Here is a 17,778-nt window from a genome sequence, read left to right as displayed (position 1 = left end):
CTTAAAAAGTGTAATGAAAACCTATATAGGTACCGAAAGTTTCACCAAACAGGCCGAACTCAGAATGTTTGTCACCCGTCGCTGCATAAATACCGGTATACATTTCCAGCTGGTTATTAAAACTATTCAGCCGCCTGGTGTACGTCATCCCAAGAATCGAACTTTTATCAGTCATATTTAAAACCGACCAGGGATGGAGCGATCCTTGTTCATCAAGAAGAATGCTGGCATAGCTATTAATATAATGCCTCCCGAGAAAATGACCTTTACTGCTCGTATTGTAGATCTCTGAAGCCATTAAATACTTATAATCATCGAAAGCACTATTCACCGCGGAACTCTGCGTTGGTTGATTGAGGAAATTAATCAGATCGGTTTGTTTACGCCATTGTTGTGCAGAATAACCTGCACTCTGATAATAGTACGCTACACCAAACTGGCTAAAACGGGCAGTGGTATATTGCATACCTAGCGCCAGTTCTATGTTTTGCTTCTGATTTGTATCATATAACACATCAGGAAAAGCATAGTTTTGCAACTGACTCGCCTTCTCCTCATCCAGATGTCGCCATTGTGATTTTCTGTGCCAGGCGAATTCACTATTAAAGGTCAATTGTTGAGTTAGATTATAGCTATTACCTAGCGCGAAAGAGGGGGTGCCTCCCAACAGGAGGCCGGCCGAGGCTACATTTTCACCATAGCGGTAGTCTGTATAGCTTAGTAAATAGCGGTCATTGCTATTTGAGCGTTCCAGCGATGACCAATTGGTGGACGACTCATAATGTTTTCCCGGCTGAGTTAATTTCGGCGCAACTGTTAATGACAGAGCGTAGTGCTCACCTGTTTCGGACAGTTCAGCGCCCCAAAATGATTCCGTAGAGGCCTGTTTTATCACCGGATGGTATATACGTGTAGGCGTGAATCCGCTAGCGTAGTTACTCAGCAGATTGGCTGGGGATTTTAGATAGAATAATCCGCGATTACTGCTTATTTTTCCGGCTTCCATCCTGACAGCATCAGTAACAGTGTAAGTCAGGCTTAATCGATCAAACAGCAATTTAGCACGCTGTTCATCTTCCTCGAATGACCCGGTGTCCCGAAATGGATAATAAGCCAATCCATACAGAGCAATATTGAACCTTAATTGCTCTTTCACTAGCAGGCAGCGGTTGCTGTATTTGACCACTATATCATTATAACCGTTATCAACCTGCCACGGATTCCGCCCTGCAATCTGCCAGCTCGCTGCTTTTTTTCGCACCGCAGAAATTTGGCCAAATAACGACACCTCGGAATCAGACCAGCAAGCGGCGGCCCTTTCTCCGGGCATTATCGCGAGTGGCAACATCAACCAACGAAGCGAAGACATCAATTATCGCCTCGCTGAATAGACTCCCGGGTGAAATGAGATAGTGGCAAGGATTCGAACCTGAGGTCGCTATATTCCATCACCGAAAAGCCATTACCATGACGTGTATCTGTCACCACAATTCGGGCGGGTCTCTCCTTGCCCAACAACAGTTTGTAATCCTGATACAGTACCTCTTTCATCAGTTTGTCGTCCTGTGAAAAATAGGAGGCCTTGTAAGGGCGATAACTCCCCTTTTCCACCAGGTAAGTGACTTTCGGCCAGCTCACTTCTGACGATTTACGTTGCAGAGCAAGTTGATAGCAAACAGTGTTTCCGCAGCGCTGATCGTCCAATAATGATGCGTTGTAGGCATCCTCGAAGTTAGTGACAATAACATCACCGTTTGAGATTTGACCTAGCAGTCTTTGTTGACGCGAGATCGGAATGGGACGCCGCAGTTCCGGTGTGTAGAACCAGAGATCATACCAGTCAGACAGCATCACTTTGCCTTTATCCCTCGGTGGGAAGATAAACCGCACCAGTGAACGCGCCTCAGCCTGCCTCTTATCTTCTGGTTTCAGAAAACGCATCGATATATCCAGAACCTGTTTATTTGTGGGTTCTGAACTACCGGTTTTGTATTCCAGCACCGTTACGGTATAACGAAACGGTTTATCAGGGGAACGGATTGCATCAGATTCACGGATAACCTCACGTGCCGCATCTCCCCAGACGCAAGTCGAAATAAAAAAGGAAAACAGAATGAGTAAAGTGCTACAGACCTTCATATACTTATCCCTGCGCTGATTTAAATGCATCGGCAATATTGAGCTTGGATGCTCTTAACGCCGGTACTATGGATGCCAGTGACGCCGTTAATATTGGCAATACCAGGGTAATCCAGATTAAGTCGAAATTATCGGTTTTAATGAATGCATTATAACCTTGTGTTTGCCCTGGTGACGGTGGCATTGCTATCCCCTGAAGATTAATTACTCCAGCCAAAGAGGAACCAATCATCAGACTAAATATTGCCCCAGACAACCCCATGAAGATACCTTCTAATAAGAACAAGCGTGAAATATGAGCCGGCCTAAGCCCAATAGCCCTTAAGGTGGTTATTTCTCTCGTTCGCTCCATGACATTCATGCTCATAGAATTGCTGATCATAAAAACAACAATCAGAGCGACGATAAGCTTAATGAAAAAATAAATACCTGACAGCAAGCTCTCTACCTGCTGATAAAATAATGATAATGTTTTCCAGTCTTTAACAATTAACGGGAGATGATTGTCGGAGATATATCTCTCCAGTATCGTCTTGAAATCATTAAGATAACGATCATCATTGAGAAGAATAACGACTTTACTAACACCGTCGGTATCCATTAATCGTTGAGCTGTTAGCAGCGGCATTTTAAGTGCGACATCATCATAATCTTTAATTCCGGAGGTGAATAAACCTCGAGTTTTAAGCGACAATGCGCCTTGTCCACCGTAGCTATTGATCACCAGCATATCCACCCAATCTCCATAATGAGCATTGAGGGACTTTGCCAGGCCACTGCCCAACGTGATTTCGTCATTTTTGATTCGCGATAAATCGCTACCGGATATCAGCTTATCAAAAGAACCGAGTCTAACTGCTGGAAGGGGTTCAACACCAAACGCGGAAAAATAACTGGATGTCTGGTGATCATAGTGGGAAACAACGCCGGAAAACTCCAGCTGCCCAGAAATGGTCGATATATGTTTTGACAGTTCACTATCCTGGAGAATTCCATTCTTTAACCCCTGGTAGTCACCAATGATACTTTTACTTTTGTTTGATGTGGTGAAATATGATCTGTCATAAATCTGAATGTGCCCAATATTGGTGCGAACTGTCTGCTGCTTTAAAATCCAGAAAGAGTAATCAATAAACCCGCCATAGAGAAATATCGCCACGCCACCGAGTATGATAGCAAAAAAGGTGGAGAAGGTGCGTCTTTTATGTCTGAATAAATTCAAGAATGCAAACTTTACATCCTGATACATGAATATAATGCTATATATCATAAACCCTGAAATCATCAAAACAACAGCACTGGTTAACATCATGATAATATTCATTTATTCACCCTGAACCAAGGGCATCAATACTCTATTAATTTCATTAATGTCCCAATCAGATGTATTGCCAGTCTTCAGGGCGAACTGCTGCAACTCACTCTGGCTGTTATTTTCCATTGCTTTCATCAGCGCAGCAGCCCGCAAGTTGTCATTGCAACTGACTAATGCGTGATAGCGCATAAAATTAACTTTTTCCAGGATGGTTACGTCGTATTCTCTCCCTTCCTGGAGCAGCACATCCGTGTCATGTAACGTGACCACACAGCGGCCAAGCTTAGCTGGTAAATAAGCGTCAACTCTCGCTCTTAAATAGCGGACACGCAGATTCCCTTCATTGGCTTCGACGGCCTCATCGAGGAAAAAAAATCCCAACTTGGCATATTCAGACGCTCTCACGTAATCGTTGACTAACTCGAAATGATTTGCCAGTTGCAACATTGCATAAGAATAAAAAACAAGTACTATCGGTTTCTTTTGATGTTGATACACATCAAATAAATCCTGGCTGGTTTTTAACAATGCATCAGGCTGGGTAGGAAAACCTTGTTGCATAATTTTTTCCACAACTGGTAGCGGAGCTCGTGTTGCCATCCCTGATTGAGGTACTATTAATCCAGCAAACATAATCAGTATTATTTTATAGAGCGGAATCACCAACTAACTCTCCATCCTTGATTTCAATAACACGTCTGGCCCGGTCTTTTAGTTGCGTTGAATGCGTTGAGATAATGAATGTGGTGCCAATGTCCTGGTTAATCTTCATCAACAGATCAAGGATCGCCTCACCGGTTGCCAAATCCAGGTTTCCAGTTGGCTCATCGGCCACCACTACCTCTGGCTCGTTTGCCAGCGCTCTGGCAATTGCCACACGCTGTTGCTGCCCACCTGAAAGTTGGCCCGGACGACGATCGCGTAACTCGCTGATTCCCACGCTTTCGAGATAGTGCAGCGCCAGTTCTTTTGCTGTTCTCCTGGTATAATTGCCATTCAGAATTAACGGATAATATATGTTATCAAATGCACTCAATACCGGAATAAGATTGAAGAACTGAAAGATAAAACCTAAATGTCTGCTTCTGATAGCAGAGAGTTGATTTTCATTCAGGCCGTTGAGCGCTTTATCAAGAAATAGTGTCTCCCCTGCCGTTGGTTTATCAATGCCTGACAAGATATTTAATAACGTACTTTTACCACTACCTGAAGGACCGCATAGCGCAAGAAATTCGCCTTTCCTTATCTCCAAATCAATACTTCTTAACGCATCAACTTTACTTTCACCCCAACCGTAACTTTTCCATACATCGATGAGTTGTATTGCCGGTAATGCCTTTATGCTGTGTGTCATCATCTATCCCTGATGGTATCGATTAATAGCGCGTGTCGAACCAGCTATAACCGCCAAAATTATCCGGCACCAGCGTGCGCATGGATCCATGGCATCCCGCCTCCTGCTGTTCAAGATAAATCCAGCTCAGCGCGGGTGAAAGGCATCCACTGCCGCCATACATATCAACGAGATTAACCGTTTTACCAGATAACTTTCCTGCGATTTTCAACAACCCCTGTGCGACTGCATCCTTTCTTAATCCGCTGAAGGCAAACAGATTGCTCCCTTGCTGATTGTCGATCAATGCCGTCCGCAAGTCTCGATCGACTTCGGGAATAAAATAGCGACCGCAATTTACCTCTAACTCCGCTTCACGACGACTAAAAATAAAGCATCCGACACGTTCAATTGACCGGTTCATGGCACAATCTTTTTTTCTGATCTTATCGTTTTTAGGTGTCGAAATATCTTCTTCAGAAAAAACCAAAATAGGTACCGCTCGGTATGCAGCGCAAATCACCACAAAGTCAAAAACATGCCACTTCAGATAATCCTCTGCCAGCTGCATCGCCTGCAACAGCGATTGTTTTTCCCCGCGAATTTTGCAGGTAAAATCGGTCGCTGAGAACTTCTTAACTAAATTCTTCGGTAATGTGTCGATTGCTGCCGTATGCAAGGCACTGGAAATGTCCTCAAAAGGTGCCGACTCTCCCCAGCTGTCAACATAGATAAATGCTGTCCGTGATTTGAGCAATTGTATGCGTTCGCGTGCAGTTAATTTCTGCAATGCAGTTTCTGACACGCGATCCATCGCATCAATATACTCTTTATAAGATGGCGTTCTAATCATCTCTCTGCCGTACTCATTTTTATGAGTACCAAAACGTTTAAACCCCCAAGCATGAGCGGCTGTTGATTTAAGCGCTTTCTTATATAGATGAGACTCCCATACGTTTAACCAACAGGGATAATAAATATATAAATTTTCCTGCGGCTCCATCATGGAGTATGAAGATAAAAACATACGACTTCCTGTCTCTGTTTACTGAACAAAACCACTGTTTGACATTACCAACGCGATAATGGAACCATCAACACCCAATCCTGTTTTCAGCAAATGGTGCTTGTTGTGTTTTACGATTCCCTTATTGTTCCACAAGTGTTCTACCATATTCTCGCGTATCATGGCGTTCCCGGGCGGGGTAATTAATTCGCCACTGCATAATGTATAGTGACCTATTATTAAATCGATAATACCGGAACCCGTCGGGTTATAACCTATCTGGCCTTTATAGGCCAGAACAGGTAGCGAATGTTCTGCCAGCATTGTGGCTATCGCCTGCGCTTCAGCTTTATCTGTCGTCTCGGAACCATTACCGTGCGGCATAATAGCGCACAACTGCTCATAACGAATACCGATATGACGGATGGCCTTATTCATTAACTTCAGCAGGCTGGCACTTAACTGCGCGGCATCATTCCCTCTTCCCGAGCTAATTTGTTGATACTCCGAAGTCAGACGTATTCCACCCGCCAGCCCCCGTCGATGGCGATGTCTGACACTTTCCAGCACCATGCCACACTGCCCTTCGGCAAATAACACACTTTTGCTTGTTTCGCCAAAAGGCTGCACTTCTTCACTGTCCAACATCGATTGCCCGGCCAGAAAGGCAATATCCTGGGTAGTAATTTGTGAGCAATTAATCACCACAACCAGATCAATATCACCGCTCCCTATCGCCTGAATCGCCAGATGTATGGCTGACAATGATGAATTACTGGTGCACTGCAAGTTTGGCGGCGTGTATTTGAGTCGATATTTTCTTGCGATGTCATGCGCTAGTTTATCCTGACAAATTTTACCCACATGCAAATGGGTAATCGATTTGTTGAGTGAGACATCTTCAATATCGTTGTGATCATAAAAAGCTTTATAGTCGATCACATCCACCCGCGGCCCCAACCCACTCAGATACACCCTGACGTTCTCACCTGAAAGGCAATGTGCATCGAGCATCGCATGTTCCAGTGACTGCTCAATTAACCCACAAACCCGTTCAGTCAAGCTTTGTGCCTGCTGTGCAAGCCTCGCAACCCGCTTGTTATTTTTAATTCCACATTTAACGGCAGCCTGCTCAGAGGCGAACCAATACTCTGTAGCCGCAATCTTGCCTTGCTTCAGGTTATTAATTAATTCTTCACAGTTGTCAGCAAACGCCAGCCGCGCACTGTAACCAGAGATAATGGTGGCATTATCCAAAATATTATCCCTTTATAACAAATGCCGTGTAATTCCCACCTTCATTCGCACCAACCAGCAGTACCTGCCTGATGGTTTTCTTCAGTGGGGAGCGAACAAAGTTAATACGGTCATCACAGAACGTTTCGGTATATGGAATCGCAGGGACAGCTTGCTTCCTGATACAATCAACAATTACCGCAAGATTTAACAACGCGGCACAAGAATCGACAAAGCCGAAATATCCATTGTAGTTAACCACCGGAACGCGCGGGTTATCACTCTTGAAGGTCTGGTAAATTGCGCCGAGTTCGACCTGTACACTCTCAGTAGCACCATTTGTTGTGCCACAAACCAGGTCAATTTCCTCTGCCGTCACACCGGCGTCATACAATGCCCGGCGCATTGCCAATGCCATTGCGTCGATCTTTTCTTCAATCTGCTGCGCGTCAAAATAACTGGTACTGTTAGATTTTCCATAACCAATGATCTCTGCCTGCACCTCGACATTGCGAATCGTTGCCGCATCGAGGTCTTCCAACAGCAGCATGCATGCCCCTTCACCAGGAACAAATCCTTGTGGATTTTGACCATATATCTGGTACTCAGATGCTTCCAACGCCATCTGGACTTTTTGTGTCATTGCGTCCATATACAACGACATAGAAGGGAAATATTCATCAGCCCCACCGACCAGCACCTGTGGCTGTAACTGCTGACGGACAATTTCATAACCGTAAGCTAAAGCACCCAATGTCGCGTTCTGCCCGTTTGCCAGCGTGGTGGTGTAGCCTTTGATACCTTCGGAGATACCACAAAAAGTGCCGATCGCGTTCATTAGCGAGCCAGGAAATTCAGAGGTGCGGACTTTCCTTGGGTCCGGCTTCAGGCTCTGCAAATATTTGTAGGTTGTCTCCTGTGGGCCGCGTGTCATCCCCATAACCAAACCTAACTCTTCACCATCCCGCTTGATCTTTCGTTGTGCATTATTTAATGCTTCCACCAGAGAAATCAGGGCAAAAGTGCTGCCACGTGTCGCTTTGCGTGGATCGTAACGCCGCAGATGTTTGCGCGGTTCAAGATTCTGCACTTGGAAAGTTCTAAATTTGAGTTCATTTTGCTGTGCCGTAAACTGGCCGGTTTCTTTAAGTACACCCAGTAACTCTCTGGCCTCGGCCAGCGTATCCTCATAAAACATTACCGGACTCAGTTCGACAGCATCTTTCTGCGACCAGATATGTTCAAGAGTGCCATTAATACTGTGGCCAATCGCTGAAACGGCACCCATGCCGGTGATCGCAACGCGTTTAGCAAGGTATGAGGTTGCGGGTGTTGTCCCCGGTTTGGTACCGACAATCATGCAGCAGTTGTTACCACCGAAGGCATAATTGTTCTTCATGAAAATATTGACTTCTTTTTGTCTGAATTCGTTCGGCACATAATCCAGATCGCAATTGGCACGCGGCATCGTGAAATTCAGGGTTGGCAACAAATTATTTTGCGGCAGCGTCACCAGACAGCCAATCAACTCGACAATCCCGGCGGCACCAATGTTATGGCCGAGAAAAGATTTGGTTGAACTGACCGGCAACTGTTCAATGTCAGGAAAGACTTTCTTCATCGCCAGCGTCTCAATCCGGTCGTTGGCTTCTGTACCGGTGCCATGTACGTTCACATAGTCGACCTGCTCAGGGGAGATCCCCGCATTCTGCAAGGCTTTGTTCATCACCTGTACTGCTCCGTTGGCGCGCGGGTCTGGCCCGGTTTCATGATATGCGTCGCACGAAGTAGCATAAGAGAGAATTTCGCCATAGATAGTGGCGCCACGAGCAAGCGCGTGCTCATACTCTTCCAGCACAATGGCACCAGCCCCTTCGCCGATAGACATCCCTGAACGACCAGAGAAGGGTGTGCAAGATTCTGGATGCATGACGTTCAGGGCATAAAATCCGGCAAATGTGGGCAGATAGATCGGCTCGGTGCCAACTGCCAGCATAGTTTTATTTTTGCCATTTTGGATAAAGTCAAAAGCGATACCGATGGCATTAGGACTGGCAGTACAGGCTGTGGCAACCAGCTCTGTGCCTCCCTTCAAGCCGAGCAGCGTCGACACGCTGGCACAGCAGGAGGAGAAAGCACCGGAGTAGATGGCTTTCATGAGTGAAAAGTCCTGAATACGCTGCTCAAACAGCGGTAAAAACGCCTCCGTTCCGGCAGAAGAGACGCCAATAATTAATCCGGTATTATTAAGACAAGCATGGTCATCAACCAGGCCAGCCTGAGTTAACGCATCTTTACTGACTTTATAGGCCCACAGTGAGGCATTATCCTGTGTTCCCAGGATGTCTTCAGGGATCGATGAATAATCGATCTCATGGCGAACCTCAGCCGCTCGCGCATTTTCAAACCATTGTGAAAAACGCTGACTGTCAGTCACGCCGCATTGCTTACTCAGTAATGCCTGTCTGAAGTCTGCAATATTATCTGCCAGGGATGACAATATTCCCATCCCGGTAATGACCACTCTTTTTCTGTTCGTTTTCATAACGGATTCACTAAACTTTTATGCCTGACAATGCGCTCTTCGGCTTTGAACTGTCGATATAACTGTGTTCGGTTGGATTAACCCACATGCTGAAGTTATACAGGAATGGTAAGTTATGGGTGATAGCGGCAATATCCCCTTCAGAAGTGCGAAGAGTAAAGCCAGAAATATCAGACCATGCATACTGGCTGTTGATCAATGCCAGTGCGATATAAGACTGCCTTGCCGGTGAATAACCACCTTTAACAATCACCCCAACTTCCACACCTTCAACCATGATTTTACTTTCTGCCGCAATATCACCGCACCCGGCAAGTGGCATGATACCCACTAATTTTCGATTAATACCGGATTGGGAAAATTCTTCAACCGCAGATTTTCCAATAAAATTCTCTTTATCGTATTGAATAGCCCACTGTAGCTGTAATTCCAGCGGATTGCGGGTGTGGTTTTCATAAATGGACGCATCCCAGCAGGGGTTTTCAATACGTACAACCTGCTGATACTCCAGACCACCAATCTTCAGCTGATATTTTTCGCCCTTATCAACTAATTGTTGCCACACTTCAACCAGTTGCTGCTGTTCACCTACCAACAAATATGAAAATTCACCGTGTCGGCCACAACGAAAAGCAATCAGGCCATCATCAGTATTCATATATTCAAGGTATGGCAACCCAATGATATCAAAACCGTAGATTTCAGAGAGCAGCTCCCAGGCATATGGCCCCTCCAGCAAAACCGCACCCCATTCTTGTGTCTCTAATGCACTGATCTCTGGTATTTCCTGAATATCCAGGTTCTGCCTGTATTCTAAAATACAATTAAGCCGTTCGATAATCTCACCAGATGAGAGTGACTCAGACAGAATATAATACCCTTCGGCTGTACATAAAATGTAAGCATCTCCCCATACAGAACCGTCTTCATTCAGGAACAATGTATAAATACCCTGTTCGTCTCGAATAATGGAGATATCAGCTGAAGCCAGATGATTTACCAACGACCATGCATCGTCGCCAACCACGCTGACAATAGACATATGTGAATAGTCCACCAATAAGATATTTTCCCGCACAGCTTTATAAGCCTCATCAACGGAACCATAAGAGAGTGGAATTGTTTTACCATTATAAACACACATTGTTGCATTGTTTTCTAAATGCATACTATGAAGAGTACTCATAAAATAATCCTGTGACAATCAAGGTTAGAAATCATTAATATTTTCTATTTTTCAACACGAATGATGCCAGTGTATTGATACTTCTCATATAAGAAGGATCTTCACTTTCACTTACCTGAATACCAAAGGTCTTATCCAACAACACCAAAATCTCTGTCGCATCGACCGAATCCAGTTTAAGTCCATTGCCAAACAAGGGAGTATCATCATCAATTTGCGCTGCATTTTTCTGAATATGCAAACGCTGTATGATTTCAGTTTTAATGGTAAGCAACACCGCTTTACGTGCTTCAATATCTTCTTGCATCATATTCATCTCTATTTACCGCAACGGGTTATTTCACTTCTCGAAAGTTGATAATCACACCCTGACTAATCAGTTTTTTACCGACATGGGCAGATACCGCATAGTGTCTGAAGCCATTGCTGTCTGAGAAAGAAAGCTTACTGATGACCTCAATCGTATCCCCTGGCCAGGCAATATCTTTAAATTTTAAATTTTGTGCGGCAAGTACACCGCGGACCTGTGAACGTCGCTGTCGAATGATCGAAATCATATTATCATCGGCGATCTTTTGATGAATATCGCGCAACGATCGTATTTCTTGTTGATATCTGGCCTGCCAGATATCACATATATCTGTCAAAAATGAGAAATACTCACTTGCCTGACCGAAGATCTCTGCAATAAGTACACCAGGCATAATCGGATCTTCAGGAAAGTGACCTGCCATATAAGGTTCATTAAATGTCACATGTTTTATTATTTTTATATAACCATTTTCCCCATACTTATAATCATCAATTCTATCGACCATAATTAATGGCTGTCGCCAGCCGCCCATCTCGAGGAATATTCGTGAAGGAATCGCATATTTTGACATAACTTACCGCATCACCAGGCCACCATCGATAACGATAGTCTGGCCAACAATATAACTGGATGCAGAGGAGCTTAAATAAACAATCGTATTCGCCACTTCTTCACATTTGCCCAACCGCCTTAATGGTACAGAGGACAGCACATCACGCACGACGGTACGTGGTACTTTCTTCACCATTTTTGAATCGATCATACCGGGTGCTACCGCATTGACTCTCACCCCCCTGGGTGCCAGCTCAGCAGCCAACGTTCGGGTGAAACCCAGCAATGCACCTTTTGAAGCACTATAATTGCTCTGACCGACACTGGGGATAAGCGCGGCAATAGAAGCAACGTTAATAATGGCTGCGCTTTCAGAGGCCCTTAATAACATAAGCGCTTCTTTCGTCAGTACAAAGGTGTTGATCAGATTGGTATCAATCACCGCATTAAAATCATCAAAACTCATGGAAGCAAAGAGAGCGTCGCGAACAATGCCAGCGTTATTGACCAGAACATCCAGTTTTTTTGCCTCAATACTCAGATGCTGACACAACTGCCTTACCGCTTTCTTATCAGTAAGATCGCACTGGATAATATGCAATCGTTCACCCTGAGGATGGCTTTCTTTCAGTTGCTGTAACTCTGCTGAGTTTGATTTATACAACGCATAAACCTGGCATTGCTGTTGTAAAAATCCGGAGCAAATCCCTATGCCAATATCACCACTGGCACCGGTTACTAATACATTTTTGTCAATAAGATCGTGATATTTGTACATAGTTACACTTCAGGTTAAAAAGTTAAGTCAAAACTGTAACGGCAATTGCATGTAATCGACAATGTGAAATACTTAATGCTATTTTTGAAAATCCCTTTTCGGCAATCACATCCTTTAATTTCCCATGTAGCTGGAAATAAGGCGCACCATATTCATCATGAGTTATTTCAGCATCATGAAAGCAGATTCCATTGCTAAAGCCTAATCCCGTAGCTTTGACAATGGACTCTTTCGCGGCCCAAAAACCGGACGCTCTTTCATAATCTGGAAGCTCGATACCAATTTTTAAAATTTCCGCTTCAGTAAAAACCCGTTTCAGAAAACACATTCCCGAACGTAAAATCGCGTCTTTTATGCGTTCAACTTCTACGATATCCGTACCAACAGACATTAGCACTTCCTAAAATCATAGTTGATAAGAAACATTAAAGTTAATATTATACTTATCAGGACTTAAATCATGTGGGTAAACCAAAGGCTTTGATAAGGAGACATCATAACTCAGCGTTTTAATGCTTCCTTTCAATCCAGTTGCAGCGCCCATTAATTGGCGACCATTAACGCTTTCTTGTGAATCTTTATCCTTGAAAATTGCACCGTAATCCGTACCAATATACCATTCCATGTTATTCAGACCTGTGGTGAAATTGATGGTATTTTGTGCATAAAGACCTTTGTTACCATAAATCCCGGCACTATTTTCAAACCCACGAACATTCCATCTGTCACCGATACTAAATTGATCCTGTAGCGTTAAGGAATCAGGAGAATACTGTGTCCCCAGTCGTAGTTCGTAATAGCTGTCTACCCAGGAAAAATTCAGCAATCGTGTGTAACTGGTATCAAGGTTTAAAACATTACTTTGCTGACTGACATCACCGGATTTCATATCAGGCGTTTCCTCCGCTCCCAGCCACGGCAGGAATCGCTGATAAGAAAACGTAGCGTCCAGTATTGCACCCGGTATGTTTCTCTTAAAATTAATACCCAAACGAAGGTTTGTCATATCGCGTTTTTGTAACGCAAGTTCCACATCCTCTAATTTATAACCCACCTTCCTGCGAAGCAGTTCAGCACTAAGCGCGACTTTCTTGTCCTGGTCCCGATAGATGGTTCTTAAGGCTTTTAAGCTTAAGTTTTGACTCTTACCTATATAATTGAAATCATAGGGACCAATATTAATGAGCTGTCGGGATTGAGTGTTGCTGTAAAAAAATTCGTAATCCCAGTAACCATAGGGTATCGAGTAATAACTGCTGAGGCTATTATATCGCCCTCTTACCTGTTCCGCATTGGATGTTCCTGACAAGTAAAAAACATCATTCATTTTGGCAAGGTTATAGAAATAACCAGCAACGCCAAACAAATTTTTTCCTGTTCCTTCATCCCCCCAATTGTTAACCCAAGCTCGTGCATTCCAGTTAACTGTACGTTCCATGTTAATCACAACAATGCTGTAACCGGTCAAACTACCAGGCTCGATATTGACCCCAACATTTAAACCGGGTGTTTTTTGCAGTACTTCCAACCCCTGCTCGATATCTCTGACATTAAGGATTTGACCCGATTTAAACGGCAATATCCATTCTTTAACATCATTATTCTTCAGAACAACATGTTCAATTCTGCCCGGGATGACCTCTAACGTTAACTTCTTTGTTGCTAAATCCTGACTGGGAATCTCAATGCGCGTAGTGATATAGCCAGAATTAATAAAATAATCCTGCAATGCAGTGGCCAGTTGTTCAATTCCTGCCGACCCCAGACAGAGACCAGCAATTTTCGACCTGATTCCTTCTATATTGACATCTGTTATAAAATTATTTTCTATAGTCAGATCGTCAAGTTCAATACAATGTTCCTCAAAAGGAAACTCAATGTCATTCAGAGTAAAACTTTCAGTTTCCGAATAGACATCCTTTTTTGCTACTTTGTTTTCCTGACGCGTGTTGTTTTCGAGATCCTGCTGTGCTTTAACGAGGCGATTTAAATCTATTTCTGCTATGCCTGGTTCGCTAACACTCAACGCGGCAAAAGTCAGTAGCGGTCTGATTGTTTTTTTCATAAAATTTTCATCGAGATAAAGCAGTATTACTGCTGCTTTATCTCGCTTAATTGCTACAACCCAACTATTTTTCCGCTATTAATGACGGTACCAGCCTCCAGCTCAAGTCCCTGACGACCGCCCAATACTGCGGCGCTGCCATCATTATGGATTTTTTTCGCTGTAATAGTGGCGTGCCCTTCGGTAAACATGTTTCCGGCGTTATAGACTGCATCGGTAGCGCTAACGGTTAACTTAGCTCCACCAACCATATCTTTATAATTATAAACTGCGGCTTTCGCATAAACCTGAGTTTCGTTATCTGAATAGATGGTATTTCGGTTATACAAAACACCGCCAGAATTGACGCTAACCTTCTGCTTACCGGTGATCCAACCATAATTGACAAAATTGTTAGCCACATTCAACGTCAATGCCCCGTCTGCAGCGATAATTCCGGTGGCGTCGTTATCAATGATATTCCCGCTACTGGCTAAGGACAGGCTACGGGTATCAATCGTCAAATCCCCTTTCGAGTGGATGGTCGAATAGTTGCTACTCAGACTTCCCGCCTTAATACTGGATGCGCCAGCGCCTATCAATAAGCTTCGGTCATTGTATAGTCCACCGGTTATCGCCAGCGTTAAGGGAGCACTCTGCGCAATAATACGGCTGTTATTATTATTTAATGTGCTGGCAGTAATGTCTACGCCGCCATTACCAATCATCCCTCCTTGCTGGTTTGGCATACCGAAGTAGAGTCCCCAGGTATTGCCAAAGTTATTGCCGTTCTGATTAGCAACAGTCCTCCCTGCATTGATGGTCAGTTTTCTTTGAGCCACGATTAATGCGGTATCATTATTAACATCATTAACTGCATCAACGTTTATATTCTGCCCCAGCAATAATCCAGCGCTATTATTTACATGTCGCGCCCGAATATTCACATCGCCATATTCAGACGAAATGATACCAATACGGTTTGCGATATCACCAGTCAATTCGATGTCAACCCCCGTTTGACCGACAATGCTGGATTGCACGTTGGTCAGAGACGCAGCCTTGATTGACACGTTCTTCGTTGTTGCAATTTTGCCATTGACGTTGTTAACGCCAGATGCCGACAGAAATCCAATATCTCCCGAAGAGGCAATCTGCCCATTATTGTTATTCAGGTTGGCAACTGAGATTTGAATACCGCCTTCACCAGCAATAATCCCCAACGAATCTGAGCTTCCAGCATCAGCAGATTTGGTGCCGCTGTTGGTCAGCGTTCCCTTTGCCGCGTCAATTTTAACATGACCGTTAGCAGCGCGAATCCGACCTCCGCTATTATTGACCGAACCGGAGGTGGAAATATCCACGTCGCTATACGAATCAATCAGACCGTTGCTGTTGTGGACGTTCGTTGACTGTGATCCAACGTAAAAGCCTTTAATCTGGCCATTGTTATTATTGAGCGTCCCCGTCTGTAAAGCGACAATCCCCGCTTCAATCCCAACCGCGTTACCCTTTCCGGAGTTAATCAGCGTGGCATTATTTGTATTGATGGCTAAAGTACCGGTCGCAGCAACTTTACCATTGGTATTGTTAAACTCGCCACTACTGATATACACGTCTTCACCGGACATGATATTCCCTGCACGGCTATTGTTGATGAGGTTTTTATTAGTATCAATTGAAATGGTTTTATCGCTTATGATTTTACCGGTAACATTTTCGAGCGCACCTTTGCTTTTTACTGCGATAATACCGGTTGATTTAATCTGGGCAGCGTTATTGATCAGACGACCATTGGCATCAATCTGAATACCACCGCTGCCCGCAGCCAGCACGCCAGCGTTCCGTACGCCAATCCCATTTTCTGTACTGATGAGATTAATTTTATTGGCGTACATACCGCCAAGTTTAGCCACATCAACACCGTAAGTATTTCTCACACCACTGGCGTTGACGCTACCGGTCACCTTGTTTGTCGTATCAATATAGTTATTACCCGCGATCAGGGAGAGTTCCTGTCCTGATGCATTGATATCCCCATTAACGACAATTGAACGTGCCAAAATTGCTGTTGGTGAATCGCTGGTCAAGCCATTAGTCGTGATAATGCCGCCGTTGACGTAATAACCTTTCAGTTCACCATTGCTCAGGTCTGCTTTACCCGTAGTCATGGTGACTTTATCAGCATTGATAACACCACAACTGTTACAGCTAATACCATTAGGGTTAGCGATGATTAAATGTGCTTTATCACCAGCTACTTCCATCTGACCATTCAGACTGCTTTTATTTTTTGAGGTCACTTCATTCAGGATAACTTTTGCCGTACCAGATGCCAGGTTACTGTTCCCAGCGATCTGACCAGCCAACGTGGTATTCGCACCATTCTGGCTATTGTTAAAAATCAAACCCTCTTTGCCGACATTCAACTTGTCATAAATATTATGAGATATGCCATTTCCGTTAGCCCCATTGATATTAACGACCGGTAAACCATTAGCCATACTGGTATTACCATTTATCATGCCGAGGTCAGCAGCATTAACCATCACTGGCAGTGCCAACAGAATTGATGAAGCTAATGGACTGATTTTCATTAAGCTATGCTTAATTTTCATTTTTACCTGCTTTAAAAGTGAGTATGCTTTAACGCTAAAATAGTGGTCAACCGCGTAAATCGCCAATAATTTAACAACCAAAGATGCACGTCATAAAATCATCACTTCAGATTTCAACCGGGCGACTTAAGAATATTACTAAACCACACGGAAATTTATAAAAAGCATCTCCCTGGCGCTTTCAGGATGCCTGTGTGTTTTATTTTATTACTTACATAATCATCCAGTTGCAGCGCTACTTTTCATCTTTTAAAAAAGAATGTCAAGCATGCAGCAAGTAAAAATTTCAGAATGTAAAATAAGTGCATGCCCCAATGAGAAATTATTTTTCTTTATAGGTTAACTTCTAAATTCTTTGATAACCAGCGATGACTAAGACCTTTACTTATTTAGCCAGGACAATCTTGGGCACATTAATCACCATGCAATTCTTTACCATAAAAATATGAGGGATGCCTCTATCCGCCAAACGGCACTGTCAGCCGATTTCTTCATAATACAAAGCAGTTTGAAACGCATGGTCAGCTCGATTTTGGGTTTAACTAATCTTAAATTAAAACTTTTCAATCAAGAAGAGTCGGAGGTGATAATTGATGTCGATTGCTCAATCATATAAAACAAAAAAAATCACTTTTTACTATTATTTATTAGCACAAAGTAAACGCTGTCCCAACATAGAGCTTGCGCAGAGTATCAATCGTCCATTTTTTTAG

At 43.7% G+C, this 17,778-nt stretch carries 15 protein-coding genes; all 15 read right to left on the bottom strand.

All coding sequences use genetic code 11. From position 1 onward, the window contains the following. Window position 1: 1 nt before the first annotated feature. From AC6I8W_RS09605 to AC6I8W_RS09535, 15 genes are read right to left on the bottom strand one after another with little or no spacing between them, the layout of a single operon-like run. Window positions 2-1,369: a hypothetical protein gene (locus AC6I8W_RS09605; protein WP_497837941.1), complete on the bottom strand. Its 1,368-nt coding sequence runs from the start codon at window positions 1,367-1,369 to the stop codon at window positions 2-4. Then, the gene (locus AC6I8W_RS09600) at window positions 1,369-2,139 is read right to left on the bottom strand and encodes an outer membrane lipoprotein-sorting protein (protein ID WP_497837940.1); all 771 of its coding nucleotides are present in this window, start codon (window positions 2,137-2,139) and stop codon (window positions 1,369-1,371) included. Before AC6I8W_RS09600 ends, AC6I8W_RS09605 begins: the two co-directional genes overlap by 1 nt. Window positions 2,140-2,143: 4 nt before the next feature. Continuing rightward, on the bottom strand, window positions 2,144-3,424 hold the full coding sequence (locus AC6I8W_RS09595; protein WP_497838149.1) for an ABC transporter permease: 1,281 nt from the start codon (window positions 3,422-3,424) through the stop codon (window positions 2,144-2,146). 39 nt (window positions 3,425-3,463) lie between these two features. Next, window positions 3,464-4,117 carry a hypothetical protein gene (locus tag AC6I8W_RS09590; RefSeq protein ID WP_497838148.1) on the bottom strand — a complete coding sequence of 218 codons (654 nt, stop codon included), beginning with the start codon at window positions 4,115-4,117 and terminating at the stop codon, window positions 3,464-3,466. Then, window positions 4,101-4,808, bottom strand: coding sequence for an ABC transporter ATP-binding protein (locus AC6I8W_RS09585; protein WP_497838147.1), 708 nt, complete (start codon window positions 4,806-4,808; stop codon window positions 4,101-4,103). Before AC6I8W_RS09585 ends, AC6I8W_RS09590 begins: the two co-directional genes overlap by 17 nt. 22 nt (window positions 4,809-4,830) lie before the next feature. Next, the gene (locus AC6I8W_RS09580; protein WP_497837939.1) at window positions 4,831-5,814 is read right to left on the bottom strand and encodes an ATP-binding protein; all 984 of its coding nucleotides are present in this window, start codon (window positions 5,812-5,814) and stop codon (window positions 4,831-4,833) included. Between the two features lie 18 nt (window positions 5,815-5,832). Then, on the bottom strand, window positions 5,833-7,050 hold the full coding sequence (locus AC6I8W_RS09575; protein ID WP_497837938.1) for a beta-ketoacyl synthase N-terminal-like domain-containing protein: 1,218 nt from the start codon (window positions 7,048-7,050) through the stop codon (window positions 5,833-5,835). Window positions 7,051-7,054: 4 nt separating this feature from the next. Continuing rightward, the gene (locus AC6I8W_RS09570; RefSeq protein ID WP_497837937.1) at window positions 7,055-9,574 is read right to left on the bottom strand and encodes a beta-ketoacyl synthase N-terminal-like domain-containing protein; all 2,520 of its coding nucleotides are present in this window, start codon (window positions 9,572-9,574) and stop codon (window positions 7,055-7,057) included. A 10-nt stretch (window positions 9,575-9,584) separates the two neighbouring features. Next, entirely contained in the window at window positions 9,585-10,760 is a 1,176-nt protein-coding gene (locus AC6I8W_RS09565; protein ID WP_497837936.1) for a glycine cleavage T C-terminal barrel domain-containing protein, read from the bottom strand. A 34-nt stretch (window positions 10,761-10,794) separates the two neighbouring features. Further along, window positions 10,795-11,076 carry an acyl carrier protein gene (locus AC6I8W_RS09560; protein WP_497837935.1) on the bottom strand — a complete coding sequence of 94 codons (282 nt, stop codon included), beginning with the start codon at window positions 11,074-11,076 and terminating at the stop codon, window positions 10,795-10,797. 19 nt (window positions 11,077-11,095) lie between these two features. Further along, entirely contained in the window at window positions 11,096-11,644 is a 549-nt protein-coding gene (locus AC6I8W_RS09555; protein ID WP_497837934.1) for an ApeI family dehydratase, read from the bottom strand. A 3-nt stretch (window positions 11,645-11,647) separates the two neighbouring features. Continuing rightward, window positions 11,648-12,403 carry an SDR family oxidoreductase gene (locus AC6I8W_RS09550; RefSeq protein ID WP_497837933.1) on the bottom strand — a complete coding sequence of 252 codons (756 nt, stop codon included), beginning with the start codon at window positions 12,401-12,403 and terminating at the stop codon, window positions 11,648-11,650. Between the two features lie 22 nt (window positions 12,404-12,425). Further along, entirely contained in the window at window positions 12,426-12,794 is a 369-nt protein-coding gene (gene acpS / locus AC6I8W_RS09545; protein WP_497837932.1) for a holo-ACP synthase, read from the bottom strand. Window positions 12,795-12,809: 15 nt separating this feature from the next. After that, window positions 12,810-14,468 (bottom strand): ShlB/FhaC/HecB family hemolysin secretion/activation protein, encoded by a 1,659-nt coding sequence (locus AC6I8W_RS09540; protein WP_497837931.1) that lies wholly within the window; start codon window positions 14,466-14,468, stop codon window positions 12,810-12,812. Between the two features lie 53 nt (window positions 14,469-14,521). Next, window positions 14,522-17,065 (bottom strand): two-partner secretion domain-containing protein, encoded by a 2,544-nt coding sequence (locus tag AC6I8W_RS09535; RefSeq protein ID WP_497837930.1) that lies wholly within the window; start codon window positions 17,063-17,065, stop codon window positions 14,522-14,524. Between the last annotated feature and the right edge of the window lie 713 nt (window positions 17,066-17,778).

This window comes from Pantoea sp. X-Soil-TKNS-1211, from assembly GCF_059730495.1.
Note: the sequence above shows the minus strand (reverse complement) of the source record. Positions and strands in the feature narration are given on the sequence as shown.

Coding starts and splice junctions, on each gene's coding strand:
- AC6I8W_RS09605 (WP_497837941.1), bottom strand. CDS start 1,369: ATGTCTTCGCTTCGTTGGTTGATGTTGCCACTCGCGATAATGCCCGGA.
- AC6I8W_RS09600 (WP_497837940.1), bottom strand. CDS start 2,139: ATGAAGGTCTGTAGCACTTTACTCATTCTGTTTTCCTTTTTTATTTCG.
- AC6I8W_RS09595 (WP_497838149.1), bottom strand. CDS start 3,424: ATGATTTCAGGGTTTATGATATATAGCATTATATTCATGTATCAGGAT.
- AC6I8W_RS09585 (WP_497838147.1), bottom strand. CDS start 4,808: ATGACACACAGCATAAAGGCATTACCGGCAATACAACTCATCGATGTA.
- AC6I8W_RS09580 (WP_497837939.1), bottom strand. CDS start 5,814: ATGTTTTTATCTTCATACTCCATGATGGAGCCGCAGGAAAATTTATAT.
- AC6I8W_RS09570 (WP_497837937.1), bottom strand. CDS start 9,574: ATGAAAACGAACAGAAAAAGAGTGGTCATTACCGGGATGGGAATATTG.
- AC6I8W_RS09565 (WP_497837936.1), bottom strand. CDS start 10,760: ATGAGTACTCTTCATAGTATGCATTTAGAAAACAATGCAACAATGTGT.
- AC6I8W_RS09560 (WP_497837935.1), bottom strand. CDS start 11,076: ATGAATATGATGCAAGAAGATATTGAAGCACGTAAAGCGGTGTTGCTT.
- AC6I8W_RS09555 (WP_497837934.1), bottom strand. CDS start 11,644: ATGTCAAAATATGCGATTCCTTCACGAATATTCCTCGAGATGGGCGGC.
- AC6I8W_RS09550 (WP_497837933.1), bottom strand. CDS start 12,403: ATGTACAAATATCACGATCTTATTGACAAAAATGTATTAGTAACCGGT.
- acpS (WP_497837932.1), bottom strand. CDS start 12,794: ATGTCTGTTGGTACGGATATCGTAGAAGTTGAACGCATAAAAGACGCG.
- AC6I8W_RS09540 (WP_497837931.1), bottom strand. CDS start 14,468: ATGAAAAAAACAATCAGACCGCTACTGACTTTTGCCGCGTTGAGTGTT.
- AC6I8W_RS09535 (WP_497837930.1), bottom strand. CDS start 17,065: ATGAAAATTAAGCATAGCTTAATGAAAATCAGTCCATTAGCTTCATCA.